The following is a 21,571-nucleotide window of genomic DNA, read 5'->3' as shown; positions in this document are numbered from 1 at the left end:
GTTTTGCATATTGAATATTCAAAATGCAATCTGGATGTGCAGTTCGATGCGGCGGCGGGCAGGCTATCCGGGGGCGAACGCTTGGCCGTCCAGGGGCAATTCCAGGCCACGGCGTTCGCCGCCGCGCACCCGGCTGACAGCGTGGCGCAGGGTGGCGCGGTAGTCGCCGCGCGCGCCCCGAATGGGGCGATGGGCCGCGGCGATCAGGGCGGCGTCGCCCAGGCCCAGCGGCAGCACCAGGGGCCGCGACTGCTGGCGCGGACGCTGCTCGGTCATGACGAATTCGCCGCCGCTGAAGTCGCGGGCGGGATCGGACAGCAGCGCCACCAGCCGGATGGGGAACGCCCTGTCGTCATGCGCGTGTTGCAGCGCTTCGTAGCCGTCCAGGCGCAGGCAGGTGAGGACGGCAGGGCCGTCGGGCGCGGTTCGCTCGGCGTCCAGGTCCGGCCGATAGCGGACGTCGTGGCCCAGCCGCTGCGCCCAGGACTGCGCCAGCGGCGCCAACCGCGCATACAGGGCGCACGGCAGGTCGCGCAGCGGCGGCGGCGCGGGCAGGCGCAGGGCGCGCCGCTCGTCGCGTTCGCCGGTGATGCGGACGGCCGCCGGGTCGTCGAAAGCCCGCGCCAGCGCGCGCGCCTGCGGCGGACTGAACAGCGCGGGCAGCGGCGCCCAGCCCTCGGCGTCCAGTTGGCCCACGATGCCGGTCCAGTCGTAGCGGTCCAGCGGATGGCCGGCGGCGTTCATGACATTGCCGCCGGCGCGGTGGGCATGCGCCACAGGTACCACGCCGCGATCGTGCGATACGGGCTGAAGGCTTCGCCGATGGTTCGCATCCGGGCGGGCGATGGCGCCTTGTCCAGGCGTTTCAGCCGGCGATAGCCTTCGCGCACGCCATAGTCGTCCGCTGGCAGGATGTCCATGCGCTCGAGCGTGTAGATCAACAGCATCTCCACGGTCCAGCGGCCCACGCCGCGCAGCGCCACCAGGCGCTCGATCAGGGCTTCGTCGCTCATCGCCAGCGCCTCGTCGCGCTCCGGGATCACGCCGTCGAGCGCCGCCTGCGCGATGCCGCGGATGGTGGCCAGTTTGGACGCCGAAAAGCCGCAGGCGCGCTGGGCCTCTGGGTCGGTGTCCAGCAGCGCCTGTGGCCGGGGGAAGGCCTGCCCCGGATACAGCGCCAGCAGCCGGCCGAGGATGGCGTCGCCGGCGCGCGCATGCAACTGCTGGTAGGCAATGGCGCGCACCAGCGCCTCGTAGGGCTCGCGCGCCGGCCGCGGCGCGTGCAGGCAGGGGCCGATGGCCTGCACGTGGCGCGCCCAGTCGGCGTCGAGGGCGGCCAGGTGACGGGCGGCGCGCTCGAACAGGGCCGGCGTCGGCAGGGCTTCCTGTGCGGCGACGGTCTTGCGGGGCCGGCGTCCGGCGGCGGGCGGGGCGGTATCGGGTGGCGTCATGAGAGGCGGGAATCGGGGGGCAGGGCGGCGCGGGGCGGGGACGCCGGCGAAGGACAGCATAACGGCTCGGGCCGCCGCCGGCACTCCGTTGCTTGCGGCCGCGGCGCGCGCCCCTGGCCGGCAATGGGCCGTGCAGTATGCTTGTGGGCTTTCCTGACCCCTTTCCCGCTGCCCGCAATGACTGATTTTCCCTTTGACGCCGTGCTGTTCGACTGTGATGGCGTCCTGGTCGATTCCGAGCCGATCACCGCCCGCGTCCTGACCGAGATGCTCAACGAACTGGGCTGGGCGATCACCTTCGAAGAGGCCACCCGCATCTTCACCGGCAAGGCGGTGCGCGACGAACTGCCCCTCATCCAGGCGCGCACCGGCGTGGCGCTGTCGCCCGACTGGTTCGCGCAATTCCGCGAGCGCCGCAACGCCGCGCTCGACCTTGAACTGCTGGAAATCCCCGGTGCGCCGGACGCGGTGCGCGCCTTGCACCGGACGCTGGACGGCCGCATCGCAGTGGCCTCCGGCGCCGACCGCCGCAAGGTCGAGCTGCAACTGGCCAAGGTCGGCATCGCCGACTGCTTCAGCGAACGCGTCTTCAGCGGCCACGAAATGCCGCGCAGCAAGCCCTATCCCGATGTCTACCTGGCCGCCGCCAGCGCGCTGGGCGTGGACCCGCGCCGCTGCGCCGTGGTCGAAGACACCGTCACCGGCGCCACCGCCGGCGTGGCGGCGGGCGCCACGGTGTTCGGCTACAGCCCCGGCGACAACGGCCACAGCGGTCCCGAGGCGCTGCGCGACGTCGGCGTCGCCCACGTCTTCACCGACATGGCGCAACTGCCGGCTCTGCTGGCCGGCTGGGCCGCGGCGCGCTGACGCCGACGGGTCAGCGGCCGGCGTACTGCTCGCCGCCGTCCAGGTCGATCACCGTGCCGCTCAGGTAGCCGGCGCGCGGCGAGGCGCCGAACACCACCATGTCGGCCACCTCGCCGGGTTCCATCAGGCGGCCGAAGGGCAGGTCGTGCAGGGTTTCCTGCCAGCGCGATTCATCGCCCCAGCGGGCCTGCGCGCGCTGCCTGGCCAGCGTCAACACGCGGTCGGTGCGCGTGCGCGACGGATTCACGCCGAACACGCGCACGCCGTGGCGCGGCCCGTCGCCGCCCAGGGCGCGCGTGAATGCGATCAAAGAGGCGTTGGCGGCCGCGCCGCAGATGTAGTCGGCGCGCGGGGCCGCGCCGGCCATGCCGATGATGTTGGCGATGACGCCGTTGCCGGCGGTGCGCATCAACGGGTAATAGTGACGCGCCAGGTCGATGTAGCCATGCACCTTCAGGTCCCAGCCGGCGCGCCAGCGCCCGTCATCGACCTGATCCAGCGCGCCGCCGGGCACCGCGCCGGCGTTGTTGACGAGGATGTCGACGACGCCGGTGTGTTCCACCACGCGCGCAGCCGCGCCCGGCTGCGCCAGATCGACCGCCAGCGTGCGGGCCTGCCGGCCGGTCTGCGCGGCGATCGCGGCGGCCGCGGCCCGCAGCGCCGCGTCGTCGCGCGCCGCCAGGATCGGCTCGGCGCCTTCCCGCGCGAACGCCAGGGCGCAAGCCAGGCCTATCCCCTTGGACGCGCCCGTCACCAGTACGCGTTTGCCCTCCAGTTGCAGATCCATCCCAAGCTCCTCGCGATCGCGTCCGTCATAGCGCGGACCAGGATGACGTTGTAAACCGGATGGCCGGCGCGACGCCAGCGCCAGCCTGCTATGCTGAACGCCGCATACCTGGACGCGGGAGACGGCGATGGCGGAAATCTGGCTGGAAGTCTGGAGCACCTTGCGCAGCGAATTCGCCGACATCCCCGATGCCGGCGAAGCCACCCGCATCGTGCTGCGGCTGGGCATGGCGGTGATTCTGGGCGGCCTGCTCGGGTACGAGCGCGAACGCAGCGGCAAGGCCGCCGGCCTGCGCACTCACATGCTGGTGGCGCTGGGCGCGGCCATCTTCGTGCTGGTGCCGCTGCAGAACGGCATGGCGGTCGGCGACCTCAGCCGCGTGCTGCAGGGCGTCATCGCCGGCATCGGCTTTCTCGGCGCCGGCGCCATCATCAAGCTCAGCGACGAACGCGAGATCCGCGGCCTGACGACCTCCGCCAGCATCTGGATGACCGCCGCCATCGGCGTGGCCGCCGGCATGGGCCGCGAAGCCACGGCCGTGGCCAGCACGGCGATGGCGCTGTTCGTGCTGGCGGTGCTGCGGCGGGTCGAGGCGCGCATCGCCGGCAAGAACGAGAAGCGGGTGATCGAGCGCGACCGCCCCTGAGGCGGCCTCAGATCCAGACGTCGTTGGGCGCGCTGCGCTCGCCGCCGTGGTCGCCGGTATTGCGCACGCCGCGCGGCTCGATCAGCATGGCGTGCACCTCGTCTTCGGCACAGGGCTTGTGCTCGACCCCCTTGGGAATCACGGCCATCTCGCCGGGCCCCAGGTCGATGTGGCCGTCGCGCAGTTCGATGCGCAGCCGGCCTTCGAGCACGATGAAGGTCTCGTCGGTATCGGCATGGGCGTGCCAGACGAATTCGCCGTGCAGCTTGACCAGCTTGAACTGGTAGTCGTTCATCTCGGCGATGACCTTGGGCGTCCAGTGTTCCTGGATCAGCGAGAGTTTGCGGGCCAGGTTGATGGCGATGGCGGACATGCGGGGTTCCTCGGCGGAAAATGGAAGGCCCCAGCGTAGCGACGCGCGCGCTCGTCGTCTTGTACGTTTGTGCGGCGAGCGTCAGCGCCGCAGGGTGCCGCGCCATTGCGCCGGCGTCATGCCGAACGCCTGGGCATGGCGCCGCGTCATGTGGCTCTGGTCGCTGAAGCCGGCCTCGGCCGCGGCGTCGGCCAGCGGCCGCCCCGCGGCGATCAGGCGCCGTGCCAGGTCGAGCCGGCGCAGCAGCGCGTAGCGGTACGGGCTGGCGCCATACAGTGCGCGGAAATCGCGCGACAGGCGCCAGCGGTCGATGCCGGCGGCGCGTTCCAGGTCGTCCAGCGAGACCGCCATGCCGTGGGTGTCGTGGATGTACTGACGAGCGCGTTCGCCGGCGGCGTAATCGGGAAGGCGGGCGGCGGGCGCTTGCCCGGCCGCGGCGCACAGCGCCAGCGTCAGGTCGTAGAGCGCATCGTCTTCCCGCAACGGATCGGCGTCGCCCTCGTCGTTGCGCAGCAGCGCGGCGCAGGCGGCGCCAAGCCGCGGGTCGCTGGAAATGCCGTCGCGAATGAACGGCAGCGGCCGGCCGCCCAGGATGCGCTGGATCAGCGCGGGCTGCACGTAGGCCATGCGGTAGTGGAAGCCGGCGTCGGTGCCGGCCTGGCCGTCGTGCGCCTCGTCGGGATGCAGCACCAGCACGCCGCCCGGCAGGCTGTGCCGCAGGCCGCGGCGATAGTGGAAGCTCTGCACGCCCGCCAGCGTGCAGCCGATGGCGTAGGTGTCGTGGCGATGCAGGCCGTAGCCGCGGCCGCCGAAATACGCCTCGATGCGCTCGAACCGGTCGTCCGGCGCGCGGCGCACGATCCAGTCGCGGGAGGCGGGGCGGGCGGACACGGCTGCCTACGGCCGGATCTGCACCAGCACGAACTCGTTGCCGTACAGGTCGATGAAGTGCGCGTACACCGCGTTGCCGTCGTCCACCGGCTCCCGGGTGAAGCGCACGCCGCGCCCGGCGAAACGGGCATGGTCGCGGGCGACGTCGTCGGTGTAGAACACGCCCACCGGCTGGCCGCCGGTCTGGTCGCCGACGCGGTCGCGCTGGGCCTGGGTCTGCGCTTGCAGCAGCCAGACGCCCACCGACGGTTGCTCGGGCAGGCGCAGGTGCACGTAGCGCTGCTGCCCCACGGCCATGTCCACGAACACCTCCATGCCCAGCTTGTCCTGGTAGAAGGCGATGGCGGTGTCGTAATCGTTGACGAGCAGGACGAGACGGCCCAGCGAATGCATGTCGGGACTCTTTTGAAAGTTGTGCTTGCGGCTATGCTAACCGGTCTACATTAATCCGCTTCGCGCAGCAGCCGGAATCCGACGAGCGGATAGCGCGTTTCCACGGTGTTCCAGTTGCGGTAGGCCGAACGCGCGTACAGCGCCCAGGTGTGCCAGGAGCCGCCGCGCCGCACTTTGACGTTGCCGCTGGCGGGGCCCTGCGGGTCATCCTGGGGCGAATGCGCATAGTAGTCCTCGCCATACCAGTCGGACACCCATTCCCAGGCATTGCCATGCATGTCATGGAGTCCGAACGCGTTCGGCGCGTAGCTGGCGACCGGCGCGGTGAAGGCATGGCCGTCGCGCCGCGCGGCGGCGAACGCCCGCCATTTCGGCCACAGCGGCGCCGCGTCGGCGTCGAAAGTGTTGGCCACGTCCGGCAGCGCGGCCGGATCGTCGCCATTCTGGTAGCGGCCGCGGCTGCCGGCGCGGGCCGCGTATTCCCATTCGGCCTCGGTGGGCAGGCGGTAGACGCGGCCTTCCTCGCGGCTGAGCCAGCGCGCCATGGCGGTCGCGTCGTTCCAGCTTACATTGACGACGGGATGCGCGTCGGTCTGGGCGAAGCCGGGGTTGCGCCACGAATAGCGGCGGTCACGTCCCTCGAAGGCGTCGCCGCGTTCGCTGGCATCGGGGTCGTAGGCGGCGTTGTAGCCATAGCCGCCGGTGCCGTCCGCTTCCGATTCCGGCACATAGCCCGAGGCCTCGATGAAGCGCCGGAACTGACCCACGGTGACTTCCGTGCGCGCCATCAGGAAGGGCCGGGTGATGCGCACCATGTGCACCGGCGCTTCGTCGAACAGTTGGGCGAAGCGCTCTTTCGGGTATTGCGGATAGTCGCGCGCAAGCGCCTCGGGCGTTTCGTCGCTGCCCATCTGGAAGGTGCCCGCCGGCAATGGCACGAACACCATGCCAAGCGAATTCTCGATCGGTGTCGGCGGCTCGGCGGCCATGGCGGACAGGCTGGCCAGCGAACACAGCAGGGCTAAGGCGAGGCGCATGGAATACCTGGAGAAAGGGCGCAAGGGTGCCCGATAATAGGGCCGTCGCGCGGCCGCCGCCAGTTCTGGGGAACCCGCATGGCGGCCGGCCGGCAGCCTCGATCGGCCGGCTGCTTCCGCGGGTGCGCGGCGCAAGCCGTCTCAGCCTGCCTTGCGGATGGTGAAGTTGATCCGCACGCTGCCCAGCGTGGGGTGCGGGCGGTCCTTCAGTGGCAGCACGCCGTGATAGCGCAGCCGGTCGACGCCGCCCCACACCACCACGTCTCCATGGAACAGCGGCACGTGCACGGCCTTGTCGCCGCGCTCGTGGCCGCCGAACAGGAACACCGCCGGCATGCCCAGTGACACCGAGACGATGGGGGCGTCGTAGTCGCGCTCGTCCTTGTCCTGGTGGAGCGACAGGCGCGAACCGGGCTGGTAGCGGTTGACCAGGCAGGCATCGGGCGCGAAGCCGGGAAAGCCCGCCGCCAGCGCGGCCTCGCGCGCCAGCGTGTCGAAGGCTTCCGGCATCGCCGGCCATGGCAGCCCCGTGCGCGGATCCTCGCGGGTGTAGCGGTAGCCGCGCGCGTCGCTGGTCCAGCCGAAGTCGCCGCAGTTGGTCAGCGCCACCGACATGGGCAGGCCACCGGGCGTGACCATGTGGCGAAAGGGCGCTTCCCGGCGCACCGCGTCGACGCCGGCCAGCAGCGCCCGCGCCGCCGGCAGCGCATAGCCGCGCAGCACGACTGACTGCGCGCCGATGCGTTCGCGGCCGGTCTGCGCGGTTTCCTCGTCGTTGAACAGGTTCAGGCTGGTTCCCATGTCAGGTCGCGTCGTGGAAGATCACGCCGAGCGTGTGACGGCGGCCGTCGCGCAGCGCGCTGACGCCGTGGCGCATGGCCACGCGGCGCCAGCCGCGCGCGCCGGCCACCGGGCGCTGGTTGACGGTGAATACCAGCGCGTCGCCCTGGCGCAGCGGCAGCACTTCGGCGCGTTGCCCGCCGCTGTCGGTCTCGGTCATGACGAACTCGCCGCCGGTGAAGTCCAGGCCTGGCCGCGACAGCAGCACGGCGACCTGCAATGGGAAGACGTGTTCGCCATACAGGTCCTGGTGCAGGCAGTTGTAGTCGCCCGGCCCGTAGCGCAGGATCAGCGGCGTCGGCCGGCGCTGGCCGGCATGGTGGCAGCGGGCCAGGAAATCGGCGTGAGCGGCGGGATAATCCACCGCGATGCCCATCTGCCGGTTCCAGCGGTTGGCGATGGGCGCCAGGCGCGGGTACAGCGCGGTGCGCAGGTTGTGCAGCAGGCGCGGCAGCGGATAGGCGAAATACTTGTATTCGCCGCGGCCGAACCCGTGGCGGCTCATGACGATGCGGCTGCGGTAGCGGTGTTCGTCGTCGTAGCCGGCGGCCAGCGCCTCGCATTGCGCCGGCGTGAGCAGGCCGGCGGCCACGGCGTGGCCGCGCGCGTCCAGGTCGGCGGCGATGCGGCTCCAGTCCAGGGTGTCCAGCTTGCTCATGCGGTGCGATGCATAGGAAAAGCGATAGTGTCCAGTCTAGCGCCATCGGGCCGGCGCCGAACTCCGTATGTTGCCGCCGCCTACAGCAGCGACTCGACCGGCAGCAGCGATACGAACCACACCGAAAAGCGCTGCCAGGCGGTCGTGCCCGGCTCGGTGTCGTGTCGGAGTGTGCGGCCGTCGCGCTGTTCCAGCCAGTAGAGCCTGCCCTTGTCGTCCAGGCAGACGCGATAGGCGCTGCGCGGGATGTCGCGCTCGAAGGCGTCGGCGATGTGGCGCGCCAGGGTCGGACTGTCGATCACGAAGCCCAGCTCGGTGTTCAGGCGCGCCGAGCGCGGATCGAAATTGAATGAGCCGACGAACACGCTGCGTCCGTCCACCGCGAAGGTCTTGGCGTGCAGGCTCGAGCCGGAGCTGCCGAACGGCCCCATGCTCTTGTTGCGCTCGACTTCGCCCGCCTGACGCTTCATTTCGAACAGTTCCACGCCGGCGGCCAGCAGGTCCCGGCGTCGCGAGGCGTAGCCCGAATGCACCACGGCCACGTCGGTGGCCTCGAGCGCGTTGGTCAGCACCCGCACCTTGACCCCGCCCTGCGCCATGCGCGCAAAGGCCTCGGTGCCGCTGGCGGTGGGCACGAAATAGGGGGAGACCAGCTCCAGGTCGGTCGTCGGCGTGCCGACGATGTCGTGCAACTGGTGCGGCAGCATGGCCTCGGGCGGCGCGGTGCCCAGCGTCTTGCGCGGGTCGTCGCTGACCATGCGCGTGTCGGCCCACTCCAGCGCCAGTTCGCCGCGCAGCAGTTGCTGGATGAACGGCAGCTCGCGCATCGCCTCGGCATAGGCCGCGGCCTCGGGCGACCGCTCGACGGCGCTGGCCTTGCGTTCCAGCGCGGCCAGCGCATCGGGGCCGGCGGGCTTGAGCAGCCCCGCCACCGGATAGGCCGACTGGCTGGCCCAATAGCGGTCGAAGTCGTTTGAGACGTCAGGCACCACGGCGCCCACGGCCAGCACGTCCAGGTCGGTGAACAGCACGCCGTTGGTGGCGCCGAAGTATTCGTCGCCGATGTTGCGGCCGCCGACGATGGTGGCCTGGTTGTCGGCGGTGAGCGACTTGTTGTGCATGCGCCGGTTCAGGCGGCGGAAGTCGGTCAGGTAGCCGAAGGACTTGGGCCAACGCACCGCGAACGGGTTGTACAGGCGCACCTCGATGTTCGGATGCGCGTCCAGCGCCGCCAGCACCGTGTCCAGCCCGGAGGTGCCATTGTCGTCCAGCAGCAGCCGCACGCGCACGCCTCGGTCGGCCGCCGCGTGCAGCGCCTCCAGCAGCATGGTGCCGGTCATGTCGTCGTGCCAGATGTAGTACTGCACGTCCAGGCTGCGCTGCGCGGCGCGCACCAGCATCATGCGCGCGGCGAAGGCGTCGTGGGCGTCGGCCAGGGGATGGATGCCGGACTTGCCCGGATGCCGCGCCGCCAGGGGCGCGATGGCGCGGCCCAGCGCCGTGTCGCGGGCCACGTCGGGCGCCAGCGCCTGCGAGGCGCTGCGTGAGTCCAGGGGCGGCAGGCTGCAGCCCGTCAGGATGCCCAGGCAGAGGACGGTCATGGAAACGAATCGGGCTGTGTGCATACGCCGTATTGTGCCGAATTGCCGGCGGCCGCGTCGGGTTGCAGGCGCGCACGCGGTGATTGATTGAATTCCATATTTGAGATAAATTCTCTTATATGGAAAATTCACCCGCTCCCGATTTCGACCTGGACCAACGCCTGGCCGGCCGCCTGAAGGCCCTGCGCGCCGAGCGCGGCTGGTCGTTGGACGAGCTCGCCGCGCGCGCCGGCATCAGCCGCGCCACGCTGTCGCGCCTGGAAAACGCCGAGGTCAGCCCCACCGCCAGCGTGCTCGGCAAGCTGTGCGGCGCCTATGGCATGACGATGTCGCGCCTGCTGCGCATGGTCGAGGACGACTTCGCGCCGCTGGTGCCGGGCGCGGCGCAGGCCGTGTGGGTCGATGGCGCCACGGGCTTTCGGCGCCGCTCGGTGTCGCCGCCGTCGCAGAAGCTGGCCGGCGAAGTGCTGGCCTGCGAATTGCCGGCCGGCGCCCATATCGAATACGAACAGTCGCCGCGCGCCGGGCTGGAACACCACCTGGTGATGCTGGAAGGCGAGCTCTCCATCCGCGTCGACGGCCAGGCCCATGCGCTCGGGCCGGGCGACTGCCTGCGCTATCAGCTCTACGGCGCCAGCGCGTTCGATACCCCGCCGCACAGCGGCGCCCGCTACCTGTTGTTCATCGTCTGAGTCCGCCATGTCCATCGATACCCTTGCATTGACCTCTGTTACCGCCGATGAGGCCCACGCCCTGCTGCCCGGCCTGGGCGAGTTGCTGCACGCCTGCGTGCAGGAGGGCGCCAGCGTCAGCTTCGTGCTGCCCTTTGGCCCCGAGGCGGCGCGCGCGTTCTGGCTCGACAAGGTGCTGCCGCCGCTGGAAAGCGGCGGCCTGGTGCTGCTGGTGGCCATGCGGGAAGGACGGGTGGCCGGCTCGGTGCAACTGGACTGCGATACGCCGCCCAACCAGCCGCATCGCGCCGAGATCCGCAAGCTGCTGGTGCACCCCGATTTCCGCCGCCGCGGCATCGCCCGTGAACTGATGCAGGCCGCGGAGGCCGCGGCCGTGGCGGCCGGCCGCAGCCTGATCACGCTGGATACGCGCACCGGCGACAACGCCGAGCCGTTGTATACCTCGCTGGGTTACCGCACGGTGGGGGTAATTCCGGGATTTGCCCGCGATGCGCGCGATCCGAACCGGCTGGATGGCACGACCATCATGTACAAACCGTTGTAGCGCGGCCCGGCGGGCGCCGGGCGCGGCAGGCCGCTCAGGCGAGCGGCTTCAGGCCCACGCTGTAGGGCGGGGCGTTGCCGCGCGCGGCGGCCTTGATCTTCAGCATCGAGCCGCCCGGCGTGAATTCGAATTCCTGGAACGGCACTTCGAACCACTGGTGGAAGCTGGTGCGCGAGAACTCGGGCACCCAGACCTTGGGACGCTTGTTGTCGCAGTGGAATTCCACCAGGGTACGGTCGATGCCCAGCGGACGGGTGTTGCCAATGCGGTAGCTGGCGCGCAGTTCGGCGCTCTCGGTGCGGCCGGGCTGCCAGGTCAGCCCGATGGATACCATGAAGTGTTCGATCGCCTCAATGCCGCGATACATAGCTGACTCCGAATGCTGCCGGGCGCGAACGCCCGCAAGAAGCCGCCGCGAGGGCGGCGGGAAATACCGCGATTATCCGCCATTCCCCGTTTTCCTGCCGGTCGTCGCGCCCGGGCTTCAGTCGGCGACGGGCCAGTCCGCGTGGAATTTCAGCAGCGCGGCGGCCACCGCCTGCGGCGCTTCGCGTTGCGGAAAATGGCCGACCCCATCCAGCACTCGCCGCTCATAGCCTCCGGTGAAATAGCGCTCGCGGCCTTCGGACGTCGCCGGCAGGTTGCAGGTGTCCGCGCCGCCGTGCAGCACCAGCGTGGGCAGCGCCAGTGTCGGCGCGGGCGTGAGCCGCGCGCTGTCCTCGGCGTAGGCCGGGTCGCCGGCCTCGAAGCCCCAGCGCTGGCGGTACGAGTGCAGCACCACCGCGGGCCAGTCGGGATTGTCGAAGGCGCGCGCGGCTTCGTCGAATTCGTCCGGCTGGTACCAGCCGGGCGGCGACCAGGTGTCCCACAGATAGCGGGTGAAGGCGCGAGCCTCCTCGCGCACGGCCGCCGCGCCGCGCGGCGTGGCCATGAACCAGTGGTACCAGTAGTTGCGCGCCTGCGGCAACGGCAGGGCCTGCGCGGGATCGTTGGTGCCGTAGCCGACCGACAGCAGCGCCAGGTGCGAGGCCACGCCGGGTTGCAGGCCGCAGGCGTTGGCGGCGGCGCGCGCGCCCCAGTCGTGGCCGACCAGCAGCGGCCGGCGCAGGCCGAGCGCGGCGATGAAGTCCAGCACGTCGCGGCCCAGCGCGGCCAGCTCGCCGCTGCGCGGCGTCGCCGCGTCCAGAAAGCGGGTCGGGCCGAAGCCGCGCAGCGCCGGGCACAGCACGCGGTAGCCCTCGGCCGCCAGGCGCTGCGCCACCGGGCGCCAGCATTCGGGGCTGTCGGGCCAGCCGTGCAGCAGTACGGCGGCGCGCGCGCCGCCGGGATTCCATTCCAGATAGGCGATTTCCAGCCGGGGGGTGCGGAGGGTGGCGTAGGCGGTCATGGTCGGGCGTCCTTGCGGTATCGGGAAAGGCTACGATAGCGGCGCCGGAAATCACGATTAGTGAATAATGTGAGGTTATTATCAATGAATCACGTATTTAGGAGTCGCCCATGGACACCCCTGCGGCGCCGGTCGGCGCGGTGCTGGACCTGACCCTGTTGCGCACGTTCCTGGAGGTCGTCGACCATGGCGGGTTCGCGCTGGCGGCCGATGCCCTGGCGTTGACGCCGTCGGCGGTCAGCGGCCACATCAAGCGCCTGGAGTCGACGGCCGGCGCCGTGCTGCTGGAACGCACCACCCGCAGCTTCGAGCTGACCGCGGCGGGCGAGACCCTCTACGCCTACGCGCGCAACATCGTCGATCTCGAGCGCGAGGCCCGCGCCCGCCTGCGCGGCGCCGGCCTGAAGGGACGGTTGTGCATCGGTTCGTCCGAGGATTTCGCCGGCGCCTGGCTGCCTGAAGTGCTGCAGGCGTTCCACCGCGCGCACCCCGGCGCGTCGATCGAGTTGAAGGTGGGCGTCACGACCGACCTGCTGCGTCAGCAGGAACGCGGCAAGCTCGACGTGGTGTTCGGCAAGCGCTGCGCCCGCGTGCACGATGACGGCGAACTGTTATGGGAAGAAGAACTGGTGTGGGCCTGGAGCGAGGACAAGCCGTGGAAGCCGGGCGAGCGCGTGCCGCTGGCGGTGTTTCCCGATCCCTGCGTCTACCGCGAGGCCGCGATCGCGGCGTTGGGCAAGGCGCGGCGCGCCTGGCTGCCGGCGTTCGAAAGCGCCAGCATGGCGGGTTGCCTGGCCGCGGCGCAGGCCGGCTTCGCGGTGGCGCCGGTGGCGCGCAGCCAGTTGCGCCAGGGCCTGCGCGCCCTGGCGCGCGAGGACGGCATGCCGCCGCTCCCGAACGCGCGCTTCTATGCCTTTGCACGCTCGGCCGAGCCGGCGGTGCGGGCCCTGGTCGCGGCCGTGCGCGAGACCGGGCAGCGGCGCCGGTTCGCGCGTTGAGCCGCGGGCTTGCGTTGTTTCAATGGCCTTGATTGAGTAAACCAAATGGACGCGTGGCGCCGCGTCCCGCACGATGGTGCCCATGTCTTCTATAAGACCGGCGCAGCCGCCGCCGGTCCGGGCATCTGAATCAAAGGAATCATCATGGCAAATTTCCTGCTTGCACTGGTCACCGCTGAACTCTCCCTCTTCGGCGTCGACGCCGCTGCCGCGCCCGCGGCCGCCGCCCCGGCCGAGGCGCCGCCCGCCGACACCTCGCCGCGCTTCGACAGCGAGCACTACCGCAGCGCGCTGGGCTGAGACGCAAGGCTGTAGAAATAGGCAGGTTTCACGCAAGAACGAGCCTGTACGCTCCACCACGCGATTCTTAATATCCCTCTCACGCCCGGGGTCCATGGTTTCCGTGTGAATCCATGGACGACGGCGGGTCACCGGCCTGTTGCCGGTGGCTGCAAGCAGAGGGAGATCGCATGAGCACCGAAAAAATCTGGTTTGTCACAGGCGCCGCGGGCGGCCTGGGTCTGGCGCTGGTCAGGATGCTGCTCGATCAGGGGGGCTACGTCGCGGCGACGGCGGACGACGTGGATGTATTGATGGAGGCGGTGGGCGCCAAGCTCGAGGGCCGTTTCCTGCCGCTCGAAGTGAATCTGGCCGATGAAGGCAACGTGCGCCGCGCGGTCGACACCGCCATCGCCGCGTTCGGCCGCATCGACGTGGTGGTCAATCACGCCGGCCAGGGGCTGTCCGGGCCGCTCGAAGCGCTGTCCGACGAGGCGTTGCGCGGCAGTTTCGACATCAACGTCTTCGGCGTGTTGAATGTGGTGCGCGCGGTGATGCCGCGCCTGCGCGCCCAGCGCGCGGGGCACGTCTTCAATATCTCGTCGATCCTCGGCTTCGATGGCGGCCGCGCCGGCTGGGGCGCCTACAGCGCCGCCAAGTTCGCCGTCAGCGGCCTGACCGAGGCGCTGGCATTGGAAGCCGCGCCGCACGGCGTGCGGGTGTCGCTGGTGTACCCCGGCGCGATGCGGGCGGGGGCGGAGGAGATCGGCGGCCATCCCGAAGCGGGACAGGCCGCTGCGGCGGGGCATCCCGCCGCCGGCGATCCGGCCAAGGCGGCGCGCGCGCTGATCCAGGCGGCCGACGCGCAGTATGCGCCGCTGCACCTGTTCCTGGGGCGCGACGCCTTCGACCAGGCGCGCGGCAAGATCCAGTCTGTGCAGCAGGAGCTGGCGCGCTGGCGCGAGATGTCCGTGTCGATCGGCTTCGTCGACGAGCGGCGCATGGCGGCCTGAGCGCGAGCGGGGCCGCCTACCCGGTCAGGCCCTGCGCCGCCTGGTAGGCGCCCAGCAGCGCCAGGCTCACCATGAAACATTGCCTGAAGACGCGCGGCGACAGCCGGTCGCGCAACCATTGTCCCAATGCCATGCCGGCCAGCGCCGGCAACAGCATCAACACCGAGGCGCCGGCCGCGCCAGGGCTGTAGCTGCCGGTCAACCACAGGCCCGCCGCCAGCGCGACGGTCGAGACCGTGAACGAAATGCCCATGGCCTGGATCAGTCCGTCCTTGCCCAGGTTCAGCGCCTGTAGATACGGCACGGCGGGAATCACGAAGACGCCGGTGGCCGCGGTGATGACGCCGGTGACCACGCCCACCGCCACCCCAAGCGTGCCTTCGTGGCGGGCCGGCACCGCGGGCGGCCTGCCGAACAATCCCCAGGCCGCGTAGACCACCAGGGCGACGCCCAGGCAGACGCTGGCCCAGTGGCCGGCCGGCGCGCCCAGCCACAGCGCGCCGCCGATCGTGCCCACGCACACGCCGAGCTGCATCGCGCCGATGCGCCGCAGCACCCGCGTCAGCGTCGGCCACGGCCGCGCCTGCCAGAGATTGGTGATGAGCGACGGCACGATCAGCAGCGCGGCGGCCTGGGCCGGCGCCATCACCAGCGCCAGCATGGCCATGGAGATGGTCGGCAGGCCCAGTCCCACCACGCCCTTGACCACGCCGGCCAGGACGAACACGGCGGCGGTCGCCGTCAGCAGCGCCGGCGTGGCGATGCCGGACAGTTCGTGCAGGTTCATGCGGCCTCGCAATGCGCGGTGAGCGGGTCGCGCGGCCGGCCGAACAGGGCATAGGCGACGTCGTCGGCCCCGCCCTGGCTGGCGGCGCGCAGCAGCCACTGGCGGCCTTCGCACAGATCGGCGGGCTGGCCGGCGCCATACAGCGCGGGGCCACCGACCAGGGCGATGCCGAGCATGCGCTGCGCCGGCGCATGGCCTTCGCGCGCCGCGGCCCGCAGCCACGTCAGCATGGCGGGATAGTCGCCCAGGGTCTGCGCTTCCAGAGCCAGGGCGTATTTCTGCGCTGGCGTGGCATAGGCCGACAGACCGTTATTGGCTTCGGCCCGGCCTGAGGAATGCAGCGCCAGGGCAAGCAGCAGCGCGGCAGGCCCGACCGCGGCAACGCGCCGCGCGAAGGAGGGAGTCATGGATATTCCCCTTGATGGATGATCGACAGCCAGATTCTGCGCGCGGCAGGGGGTGAATCCATATCGGGATCTCGCTGAGCCTGCCTATGGAGCAGCCTGAGTCTGGCGTGCTACGCTTTTCGCATGCGCTTCGACCTGACCGATCTGCGGCTCTTCCTCAATGTGCAGGAAGCCGGCTCCATCACGGCGGGCGCCCGTCGTTCGCACATGACGCTGGCGTCCGCCAGCGAACGCATCCGCGGCATGGAGGAGACGCTGGGCGTGCCGCTGCTGCTGCGCGAGCATCGCGGCGTGCAGGCCACGCCCGCCGGCCGCACGCTGGCGCATCACGCGCGGCTGGTGCTGGCGCAGATGGACCGCATGCGCGGCGAGCTGGACCACTACGGTCAGGGGCTCAAGGGCCACGTGCGGGTGCTGTGCAACACCACCGCGCTCAGCGAGTACCTGCCGCAGGTGCTGGGCGCATTCCTCAAGGACCACCCGCGCGTCTCGGTCGACCTGGAAGAGCGCCTCAGCTACGAAATCGCCGACGCCCTGCGCGCCGGCACCTGCGACATCGGCGTGCTGGCCGATTCCACGGATCTGCACGGCCTGCGGGTGCTGCGCTTTCGCCATGATCCGCTGGCGCTGGTGCTGCCGCCAGGCCATCGGCTGGCGGGCCACGCGACAGCGCTGCTGGCCGACGTGGCGGACGAGGAGTTCGTGGGGCTGGTGGAGGGCAGCGCGTTGCAGGAGCACATCGCGCACCATGCGCGCCGCGGCGGCAAGGCGCTGTCGTACCGCGTGCGGCTGCGCAGCTTCGACGCCGTCTGTCGCATGGTGGGGCAGGGCGTGGGCATCGCCATCATGCCGAAGGTGGCCGCGGTGCGCTACGGCCGCGCGGCCGGCGTGCGGCGGGTGGCGCTGGTCGACGACTGGGCCGTGCGCGACCTGGTGCTGTGTGTGCGCGGCGAGCTGCCGGCCTATGCGCAGCAGTTGGTGGCGTACGCGCTGCGCGACGCGCCCAAGGCCTGACAGGGCCGGCGCGAGAGTCGTTTTGGCATGAGGCGGTCCCGCGCGCGCTCAGCGTTGCGCGAGCCCGGGCTTGCGCAGATGTCCCCGCTCGAACCATGAACCGGACGCCACGGCGGTCAGGATGACCAGGCCATACAGGCACATGGCGGCCGCGGCGATCAGGAAGAACAGCGTCAGCGATCCGGTCAGGTGCAGCGCCGCGCCGCCGACGCCCGCGCCCACCGCCAGCCGCAGGAAGCCGGCCCACAGCGGCCATTTCAGGCGGCCCGCGCCCTGCGAGGCGAAGTACATCGAGAATCCCAGCGCGAAGAAGCCGTACACCGGACCGACGATGCGCAGATAGGCGCTGCCGGCCTCGAGCATGTGGTCCTCGGCGCCGAACAGGCGCAGCCACACTTCGGGAAACAGCGCCGCCGCCAGGCCGAGCGCCTCGGCCAGCGCAAACGCCATCGCGCCGCCCGTGAGCGCCACGCGCAGGGCGCGTTCCGGCTGGCCGGCGCCGATGTTGGAGCCGACCATCGCGACCATCGGCGCGCCCAGGCCGAACGCCAGCGGCATCATCAGGTATTCCAGCCGCACCGCGATGCCGTAGCCGGCCACTGCGGCGGTGCCGGCATAGGCGCCCACCAGCGCCGCCGTCAGCGCCACCAGGCCATTGGTGAGCAGCGGGTTGAGCGTGGCCAGCGCGCCGACGCTGAGGATGTTGCGCATCAGGCTCAGGTGCAGGCGGCAGCGGGTCAGGCGCGCGGCGTTGCGGCCGCTCAGGCAATAGCCGCCCAGCACCAGCGTGCCGACGGCGTAGTAGGTGACCAGCGCCCAGCCGCCGCCGGCCACGCCCAGCGCGGGGAACGGCCCCCAGCCGAAGATCAGGCACGGCGACAGCGGCACCAGCAGCAGCGCGCCGCCGCAGATCACCGCGCCCGGCATCAGCATGTTGCCGGTGCCGCGGATGACGCTGGCGAACGCGTTCATCAGCCACATCAGCACGATGCCGCCGAAGATGACGTTGGAATAGGCCAGCGCCGCCTCCAGCGCCGCGCCCTCGGCGCCCAGGGCGCGGTACAACCGCGGTCCGAACGCCAGCAGCAACACGCAGAACAGCAGGCCCAGCGCCGCATTCAGCACCACCGCGTGCAGCACCAACTGATCGGCTTCCTGCTGCCGCCCGGCGCCCAGGGTACGGGCGACTGCGGCCGAGATGCCGCCGCCCATGGCGCCCTGCGACATGTTCTGCATCAGCATCAGCACCGGCACCACCAGCGCCACGCCGGCCAGCACCGGGGTGCCCAGCCGCGCCAGGAACCAGGTCTCGATCAGGCCGGTGGCGGACTGCGCCAGCATCATCAGGATGTTGGGCCACGCCAGCCGGGCCAGCGTCGGGGCGATCGGCGCGTGCAGCATGGCCTGCAGACGGGCATTGGCGGGGCGGGGCGCGGGAGAGGCGGGCATGGCGGGGGGCGGAGGGGAAAGTCCGCAAAATTTACGTGCATATGCCAATATATGTCAAGATTGCGCTAGACTGGAATCCGGCGGGGCAGTAGCGTTATGGGCGGCCTGCGGCGGCTGCCCAGCCGGACCGCCCCGCCGTTGCGTACCCTTTTCACCTGCCGTCCGAAGCCATCATGTCCGACGTCGATTCCCCCTCCATTCCCCCGGACCCGCTGGTCTGCAACGGCGCCGCGCTGCGCAAGGCGACCCGGCGCGTCTCGCAGTTGTACGACACGGTGCTCGCGCCCTGCGGCCTGAAAGTGTCGCAGCACTCGATCCTGGTGCACATCGCGCGCGCCGGCGCGCCGTCCATGACCGACCTGGCGCGCGCGATGGTGCTGGATCGCTCCGCGCTGGCGCACAATCTCAAGCCGCTCGAGCGCGATGGCTACGTCCACATGGCGCGCGACGAGCGCGACGGCCGCAGCCGTCGCGTGGCGTTGACCGAGGCTGGCCGCGACAAACTGGCCGAATCCAAGCGCCTGTGGAAAGACGCGCAGCGCCGTTTCGAGGCCGCCTACGGCGCGGAGCGGGCCGCCGCCTTGCGGGTATCGCTGGCTGACATCTTCTCCGACGAATTCGCGCTGGCGTTCAGCCGCGGCTAGCGCGCGCGGGCCAGCGCCAGCGCTGCGCCCAGCACGCAGGCCATGCCGGTCAACTGGCCGGCCGACAGCGCTTCGCCCAGCAGCAACGCGGCCAGAAGGACGGCTGACACTGGCGCGATTGCCGTGAATAGCGCGGCTTCCGAGCCGCTGACGCGCTCGGCGCCGGCGTACCAGAGCACGAAGCCGCCCACGGTCGGGACCAACGCGTAATAAGCCACGGCCAGCAGCGCATCCGCGGGCAGCGGCCGCATCCACGGCGCTTCGGCGACGGCCGCCGGCAGGCACACCGCCAGGCCGATGGCGGTCATCAGCGTGGACAGCGCCAGCGGCGGCACCGGCGCCCGCAGCCGCTTATGCAGGAGGATGAACAAGCCCTCGCAAAGCACCGCGCCCAGCACCAGCGCGTTGCCGGCCAGGGTGCCGCCATCCTGGGCCCCGCCGCTGCGCGTCATCAGCCAGACGCCCGCCGCCGCCACCGCGATGGCCAGCAGCGTGGCCTTGCCGGGCCGCTCGCCCAGCAGAGCGATGGCAATGCCGGCCGACACCAGCGGCAGCGTGCCGAGGATCACGCCGCCATCCACCGCCGACGTGCGTTGCAGGCCGGCGATCAGCAACGTGGTGTAGCCGACGCTGCCGGCGATGGCCTGCGCCGCCAGCAGCAGCCAGTCGCGCCAGGCCAGGCGCGGCAGGCGCGCGCCGGCCAGCTTCCACAGCAGGGCGAAACAGGGCAGCGCCATGGCGAAGCGCAGCGCGGTGGCGCTGAACGGCGCCAGGCCGGCGGCGATGATCTTGCTGGCGACGACGGTGCTGCCGACCAGCGCCATCGCGGCGGCCAGGCAGCAATAGCCTTGCAGGGTACGGTTCATGAGGCTGCGGCAATGACGGAGAAGGCCGCAGCGTAGGCGTTGACGGCCGCCGCGGTCTTGAACGAAATTGCGCGGCGCGGATTCAGCCGGCGACGGCCAGCGCGTAGCGGCCGGGCGATACGCCGTAGGCGCGCGTGAACAGCCGCGTCATGTGGCTCTGGTCGGCAAAGCCCGCGCTGGCCGCCGCATCGGCCAGCGCCATGCCGTGGCGCAAAAGGCGGCGCGCCAGCAGCAGACGGCGCTGCACCTGGTAGGCGTGCGGCGTCATGCCGGTGGCGCGGCTGAAGCCGCGCAGCACCTGGAAGCGGCTCAGGCCGCAGGCGCGGGCCAGGTCGGCCAGCGACAGGGCGGCGGCGGGCGCGTCGTCGATCAGGGCGAGCGCATGGCGGATGGCGGCGGACGCGCCGCCAGCGGCCGGCTCGGCCCGCGCCAGGCCGCCGGCGCGCGCCAGCACGCGCGCCAGCAAGATGTCGCGCGCCAGCGCGTCGCCGCCGCCCACGGCCAGCGCATACAGCGCCAGCAGGTCCGCCGCCAACGCCGGCGCGTCCATCACTGGATGTTCGAATTCAAAGCCGCTGGCGGCCGGCAGCGCGTCGGCCGCGTCCGCCACCACCGCGGGATCCAGGTACAGCATCTGCCAGGCGCGTTCGCCGCCGATGGGCGCGCCGTCGTGCACCTCGCCGGGATTGACGGTGATGACCTGGCCCGGCCCGGCCTCGACCCGGCCGCGGCCGCTGTGCGACGCCTGCGCGCCATGGCGCATCACGCCGATGCCGTATTGATCGTGCGTATGCCGCGCGAATGCCCTGCCGCTGCGCGCGGCCACCGCCTGCACGCCGGCGAGGACGCTGCGCGACATGACGAACTGGCTGGCGGGCATGGCATGGCTCCGGTGGGGGGGCGGGATCAGGCTCGCCCGCCGCGGCTGAAGACCTCGCGCAGCGCCGCCGCGAACAGGGCGTCGACGTTGCGGCGCAGGCCGTCGGCGCGGGTGAACAGCGAAATCGGCGGCAAGGTCCAGTCGAAAGAATACGGCACGATCGCCGCCCCGGCGATGCGCACCAGTTCATCGGCGATGTCGGCCGGCAGGATGGACACGGCGCGGTCGCTGGCGACGATCATCTCGCCGATCAGCTTGGACGAATCGCTCTGCACCGAGGGCGTGGGCGGCGCCAGGCCGGCGCGCAGGAAAATGTCGGCCACCTGCTCCCGGATCGGGCTGTCCGGCGTGCCCAGGATCCAGTCCAGGTCGGCCAGCATGTTCCACTCCAGCCGGGCGCGGCCCAGTCGCGCCGCCAGGCGGCGGCTGGCGATCAGGCGCGGCGGCTGGTGGTACAGCACCTCGAAGTCGATCTGGCGCAGGTCCACCGACGGCGTGGCCCAACCCACCACCACGTCGAGCGTGTGGTCGCGCAACTGGCGCAGCAGCGCGGGGCCCTGGCCTTCGTGGATGGTGGCGGTGATGCCGCGCCCCTGCGGCAGGGTGCGGGCGATGGCCGCCGACAGCACCTGTCCCGAGACGAATGGAATCACCCCGACATGCAGGTGGGCGGCCTGGCCGGCGGCCACGGCCTCCATTTCCTGCACCAGGTGGCCCAGGTCGTGCACCAGCGCCCGGGCCCGGGCCAGCACCACCGCGCCCAGGGGCGTGGGGGTCATGCCGCGCACCGAGCGGTCGAACAGCGGCACGTCGAACATGCTCTCCAGTTCGGCCAGCGCGTTGGTCACGGCCGGCTGGCTGGTGGCCATGTGCTCGGCCACGCGGGTCAGCGAGCCGTGCTGCTCGATCTGCAGCAGCAGCATCAGGTGGCGCATCTTCAGCCGCGAGGTCAGCTTCCGGAGCACCTCGTCCGGGGAAAACGGTGTCATAGACAAGGCATAAGATAAAAGTGATGTGACAATATTAAATCTGAATGAACACCTTATGCCTGCGGCCCTAGAATTTTC

Annotated in this window: 27 protein-coding genes; 9 read left to right on the top strand and 18 right to left on the bottom strand. The window is 71.0% G+C overall.

The features are described from left to right. Window positions 1-63: 63 nt before the first annotated feature. Entirely contained in the window at window positions 64-777 is a 714-nt protein-coding gene (locus AAID08_RS23500; RefSeq protein WP_231133022.1) for a 2OG-Fe(II) oxygenase, read from the bottom strand. Continuing rightward, window positions 741-1,451: a DNA-3-methyladenine glycosylase family protein gene (locus AAID08_RS23495; protein WP_395756942.1), complete on the bottom strand. Its 711-nt coding sequence runs from the start codon at window positions 1,449-1,451 to the stop codon at window positions 741-743. The genes AAID08_RS23500 and AAID08_RS23495 overlap by 37 nt, the downstream gene beginning before the upstream one ends. A gap of 177 nt (window positions 1,452-1,628) precedes the next feature. Between AAID08_RS23495 and AAID08_RS23490 the strand changes: the two genes are divergently transcribed. Further along, on the top strand, window positions 1,629-2,318 hold the full coding sequence (locus AAID08_RS23490) for an HAD family phosphatase (protein ID WP_144655405.1): 690 nt from the start codon (window positions 1,629-1,631) through the stop codon (window positions 2,316-2,318). A gap of 10 nt (window positions 2,319-2,328) precedes the next feature. Here the strand turns inward: AAID08_RS23490 and AAID08_RS23485 are convergent, their stop codons facing one another. Next, entirely contained in the window at window positions 2,329-3,105 is a 777-nt protein-coding gene (locus AAID08_RS23485) for a short-chain dehydrogenase/reductase (protein ID WP_054500881.1), read from the bottom strand. 127 nt (window positions 3,106-3,232) lie between these two features. Between AAID08_RS23485 and AAID08_RS23480 the strand changes: the two genes are divergently transcribed. Further along, window positions 3,233-3,751 carry an MgtC/SapB family protein gene (locus tag AAID08_RS23480; protein ID WP_054500882.1) on the top strand — a complete coding sequence of 173 codons (519 nt, stop codon included), beginning with the start codon at window positions 3,233-3,235 and terminating at the stop codon, window positions 3,749-3,751. 7 nt (window positions 3,752-3,758) lie between these two features. Here the strand turns inward: AAID08_RS23480 and AAID08_RS23475 are convergent, their stop codons facing one another. From AAID08_RS23475 to AAID08_RS23445, 7 genes are all read right to left on the bottom strand, one after another. Beyond that, window positions 3,759-4,124 (bottom strand): cupin domain-containing protein, encoded by a 366-nt coding sequence (locus AAID08_RS23475; RefSeq protein ID WP_054500883.1) that lies wholly within the window; start codon window positions 4,122-4,124, stop codon window positions 3,759-3,761. A gap of 81 nt (window positions 4,125-4,205) precedes the next feature. Then, a complete protein-coding gene (locus AAID08_RS23470; protein WP_064522624.1) occupies window positions 4,206-5,015 on the bottom strand; it encodes an AraC family transcriptional regulator in 810 nt (269 codons plus the stop codon). Between the two features lie 6 nt (window positions 5,016-5,021). After that, window positions 5,022-5,408: a VOC family protein gene (locus AAID08_RS23465; RefSeq protein WP_054500885.1), complete on the bottom strand. Its 387-nt coding sequence runs from the start codon at window positions 5,406-5,408 to the stop codon at window positions 5,022-5,024. A 50-nt stretch (window positions 5,409-5,458) separates the two neighbouring features. Beyond that, complete coding sequence (locus AAID08_RS23460) at window positions 5,459-6,445, bottom strand: formylglycine-generating enzyme family protein (protein ID WP_269872235.1); 987 nt, start codon at window positions 6,443-6,445, stop codon at window positions 5,459-5,461. 141 nt (window positions 6,446-6,586) lie between these two features. Next, a complete protein-coding gene (gene alkB / locus AAID08_RS23455) occupies window positions 6,587-7,246 on the bottom strand; it encodes a DNA oxidative demethylase AlkB (protein WP_064522622.1) in 660 nt (219 codons plus the stop codon). Between the two features lies 1 nt (window position 7,247). Continuing rightward, window positions 7,248-7,943 carry a 2OG-Fe(II) oxygenase gene (locus tag AAID08_RS23450; protein WP_175142612.1) on the bottom strand — a complete coding sequence of 232 codons (696 nt, stop codon included), beginning with the start codon at window positions 7,941-7,943 and terminating at the stop codon, window positions 7,248-7,250. Between the two features lie 80 nt (window positions 7,944-8,023). Continuing rightward, on the bottom strand, window positions 8,024-9,544 hold the full coding sequence (locus AAID08_RS23445; protein WP_395756941.1) for a phospholipase D family protein: 1,521 nt from the start codon (window positions 9,542-9,544) through the stop codon (window positions 8,024-8,026). 119 nt (window positions 9,545-9,663) lie between these two features. Here AAID08_RS23445 and AAID08_RS23440 point away from each other — a divergent pair, with 119 nt between their 5' ends. Together AAID08_RS23440 and AAID08_RS23435 are read left to right on the top strand one after the other, a co-directional pair. Continuing rightward, the gene (locus tag AAID08_RS23440) at window positions 9,664-10,236 is read left to right on the top strand and encodes a helix-turn-helix domain-containing protein (protein WP_054500890.1); all 573 of its coding nucleotides are present in this window, start codon (window positions 9,664-9,666) and stop codon (window positions 10,234-10,236) included. Between the two features lie 7 nt (window positions 10,237-10,243). After that, entirely contained in the window at window positions 10,244-10,780 is a 537-nt protein-coding gene (locus AAID08_RS23435; RefSeq protein ID WP_054500891.1) for a GNAT family N-acetyltransferase, read from the top strand. A gap of 34 nt (window positions 10,781-10,814) precedes the next feature. Here AAID08_RS23435 and AAID08_RS23430 read toward each other — a convergent pair whose 3' ends face one another. Both AAID08_RS23430 and AAID08_RS23425 read right to left on the bottom strand, forming a co-directional pair. Further along, window positions 10,815-11,147: a hypothetical protein gene (locus AAID08_RS23430; protein ID WP_054500892.1), complete on the bottom strand. Its 333-nt coding sequence runs from the start codon at window positions 11,145-11,147 to the stop codon at window positions 10,815-10,817. A 117-nt stretch (window positions 11,148-11,264) separates the two neighbouring features. Further along, window positions 11,265-12,167, bottom strand: a complete 903-nt coding sequence (locus AAID08_RS23425; RefSeq protein ID WP_144655401.1) for an alpha/beta fold hydrolase — start codon at window positions 12,165-12,167, stop codon at window positions 11,265-11,267. Between the two features lie 110 nt (window positions 12,168-12,277). Here AAID08_RS23425 and AAID08_RS23420 point away from each other — a divergent pair, with 110 nt between their 5' ends. From AAID08_RS23420 to AAID08_RS23410, 3 genes are all read left to right on the top strand, one after another. Continuing rightward, entirely contained in the window at window positions 12,278-13,165 is an 888-nt protein-coding gene (locus AAID08_RS23420; protein WP_336234915.1) for a LysR family transcriptional regulator, read from the top strand. A 144-nt stretch (window positions 13,166-13,309) separates the two neighbouring features. Next, complete coding sequence (locus AAID08_RS23415) at window positions 13,310-13,465, top strand: hypothetical protein (RefSeq protein WP_167517638.1); 156 nt, start codon at window positions 13,310-13,312, stop codon at window positions 13,463-13,465. Between the two features lie 170 nt (window positions 13,466-13,635). Then, complete coding sequence (locus tag AAID08_RS23410; RefSeq protein ID WP_054500895.1) at window positions 13,636-14,457, top strand: SDR family NAD(P)-dependent oxidoreductase; 822 nt, start codon at window positions 13,636-13,638, stop codon at window positions 14,455-14,457. A 16-nt stretch (window positions 14,458-14,473) separates the two neighbouring features. Here AAID08_RS23410 and AAID08_RS23405 read toward each other — a convergent pair whose 3' ends face one another. Both AAID08_RS23405 and AAID08_RS23400 read right to left on the bottom strand, forming a co-directional pair. Continuing rightward, entirely contained in the window at window positions 14,474-15,244 is a 771-nt protein-coding gene (locus tag AAID08_RS23405; RefSeq protein WP_395756940.1) for a sulfite exporter TauE/SafE family protein, read from the bottom strand. Further along, a complete protein-coding gene (locus AAID08_RS23400) occupies window positions 15,241-15,651 on the bottom strand; it encodes a hypothetical protein (RefSeq protein WP_064522614.1) in 411 nt (136 codons plus the stop codon). Before AAID08_RS23400 ends, AAID08_RS23405 begins: the two co-directional genes overlap by 4 nt. Window positions 15,652-15,774: 123 nt before the next feature. Here AAID08_RS23400 and AAID08_RS23395 point away from each other — a divergent pair, with 123 nt between their 5' ends. Next, window positions 15,775-16,665, top strand: a complete 891-nt coding sequence (locus tag AAID08_RS23395) for a LysR substrate-binding domain-containing protein (RefSeq protein WP_144655397.1) — start codon at window positions 15,775-15,777, stop codon at window positions 16,663-16,665. Window positions 16,666-16,713: 48 nt separating this feature from the next. Here the strand turns inward: AAID08_RS23395 and AAID08_RS23390 are convergent, their stop codons facing one another. Beyond that, on the bottom strand, window positions 16,714-18,114 hold the full coding sequence (locus AAID08_RS23390) for an MATE family efflux transporter (RefSeq protein WP_175142609.1): 1,401 nt from the start codon (window positions 18,112-18,114) through the stop codon (window positions 16,714-16,716). Between the two features lie 173 nt (window positions 18,115-18,287). On the opposite strand from AAID08_RS23390, the gene AAID08_RS23385 reads away from it, so the two are divergent. After that, the gene (locus AAID08_RS23385; protein WP_054500899.1) at window positions 18,288-18,758 is read left to right on the top strand and encodes a MarR family winged helix-turn-helix transcriptional regulator; all 471 of its coding nucleotides are present in this window, start codon (window positions 18,288-18,290) and stop codon (window positions 18,756-18,758) included. On the opposite strand, the gene AAID08_RS23380 is transcribed toward AAID08_RS23385, so the two are convergent. The 3 genes from AAID08_RS23380 to AAID08_RS23370 form a co-directional block, all read right to left on the bottom strand. Beyond that, window positions 18,755-19,624, bottom strand: coding sequence for a DMT family transporter (locus AAID08_RS23380; protein WP_054500900.1), 870 nt, complete (start codon window positions 19,622-19,624; stop codon window positions 18,755-18,757). The two genes, AAID08_RS23385 and AAID08_RS23380, sit on opposite strands and share 4 nt — an antisense overlap. A gap of 82 nt (window positions 19,625-19,706) precedes the next feature. After that, a complete protein-coding gene (locus tag AAID08_RS23375) occupies window positions 19,707-20,504 on the bottom strand; it encodes an AraC family ligand binding domain-containing protein (RefSeq protein WP_054500901.1) in 798 nt (265 codons plus the stop codon). Between the two features lie 26 nt (window positions 20,505-20,530). Beyond that, on the bottom strand, window positions 20,531-21,493 hold the full coding sequence (locus tag AAID08_RS23370) for a LysR substrate-binding domain-containing protein (protein ID WP_054500902.1): 963 nt from the start codon (window positions 21,491-21,493) through the stop codon (window positions 20,531-20,533). Window positions 21,494-21,571: the final 78 nt, after the last annotated feature.

Source organism: Achromobacter sp. EB05, from assembly GCF_044232075.1.
Classification (GTDB): domain Bacteria; phylum Pseudomonadota; class Gammaproteobacteria; order Burkholderiales; family Burkholderiaceae_B; genus Achromobacter; species Achromobacter dolens.
This window is presented reverse-complemented; position numbering and strand designations above follow the sequence as displayed.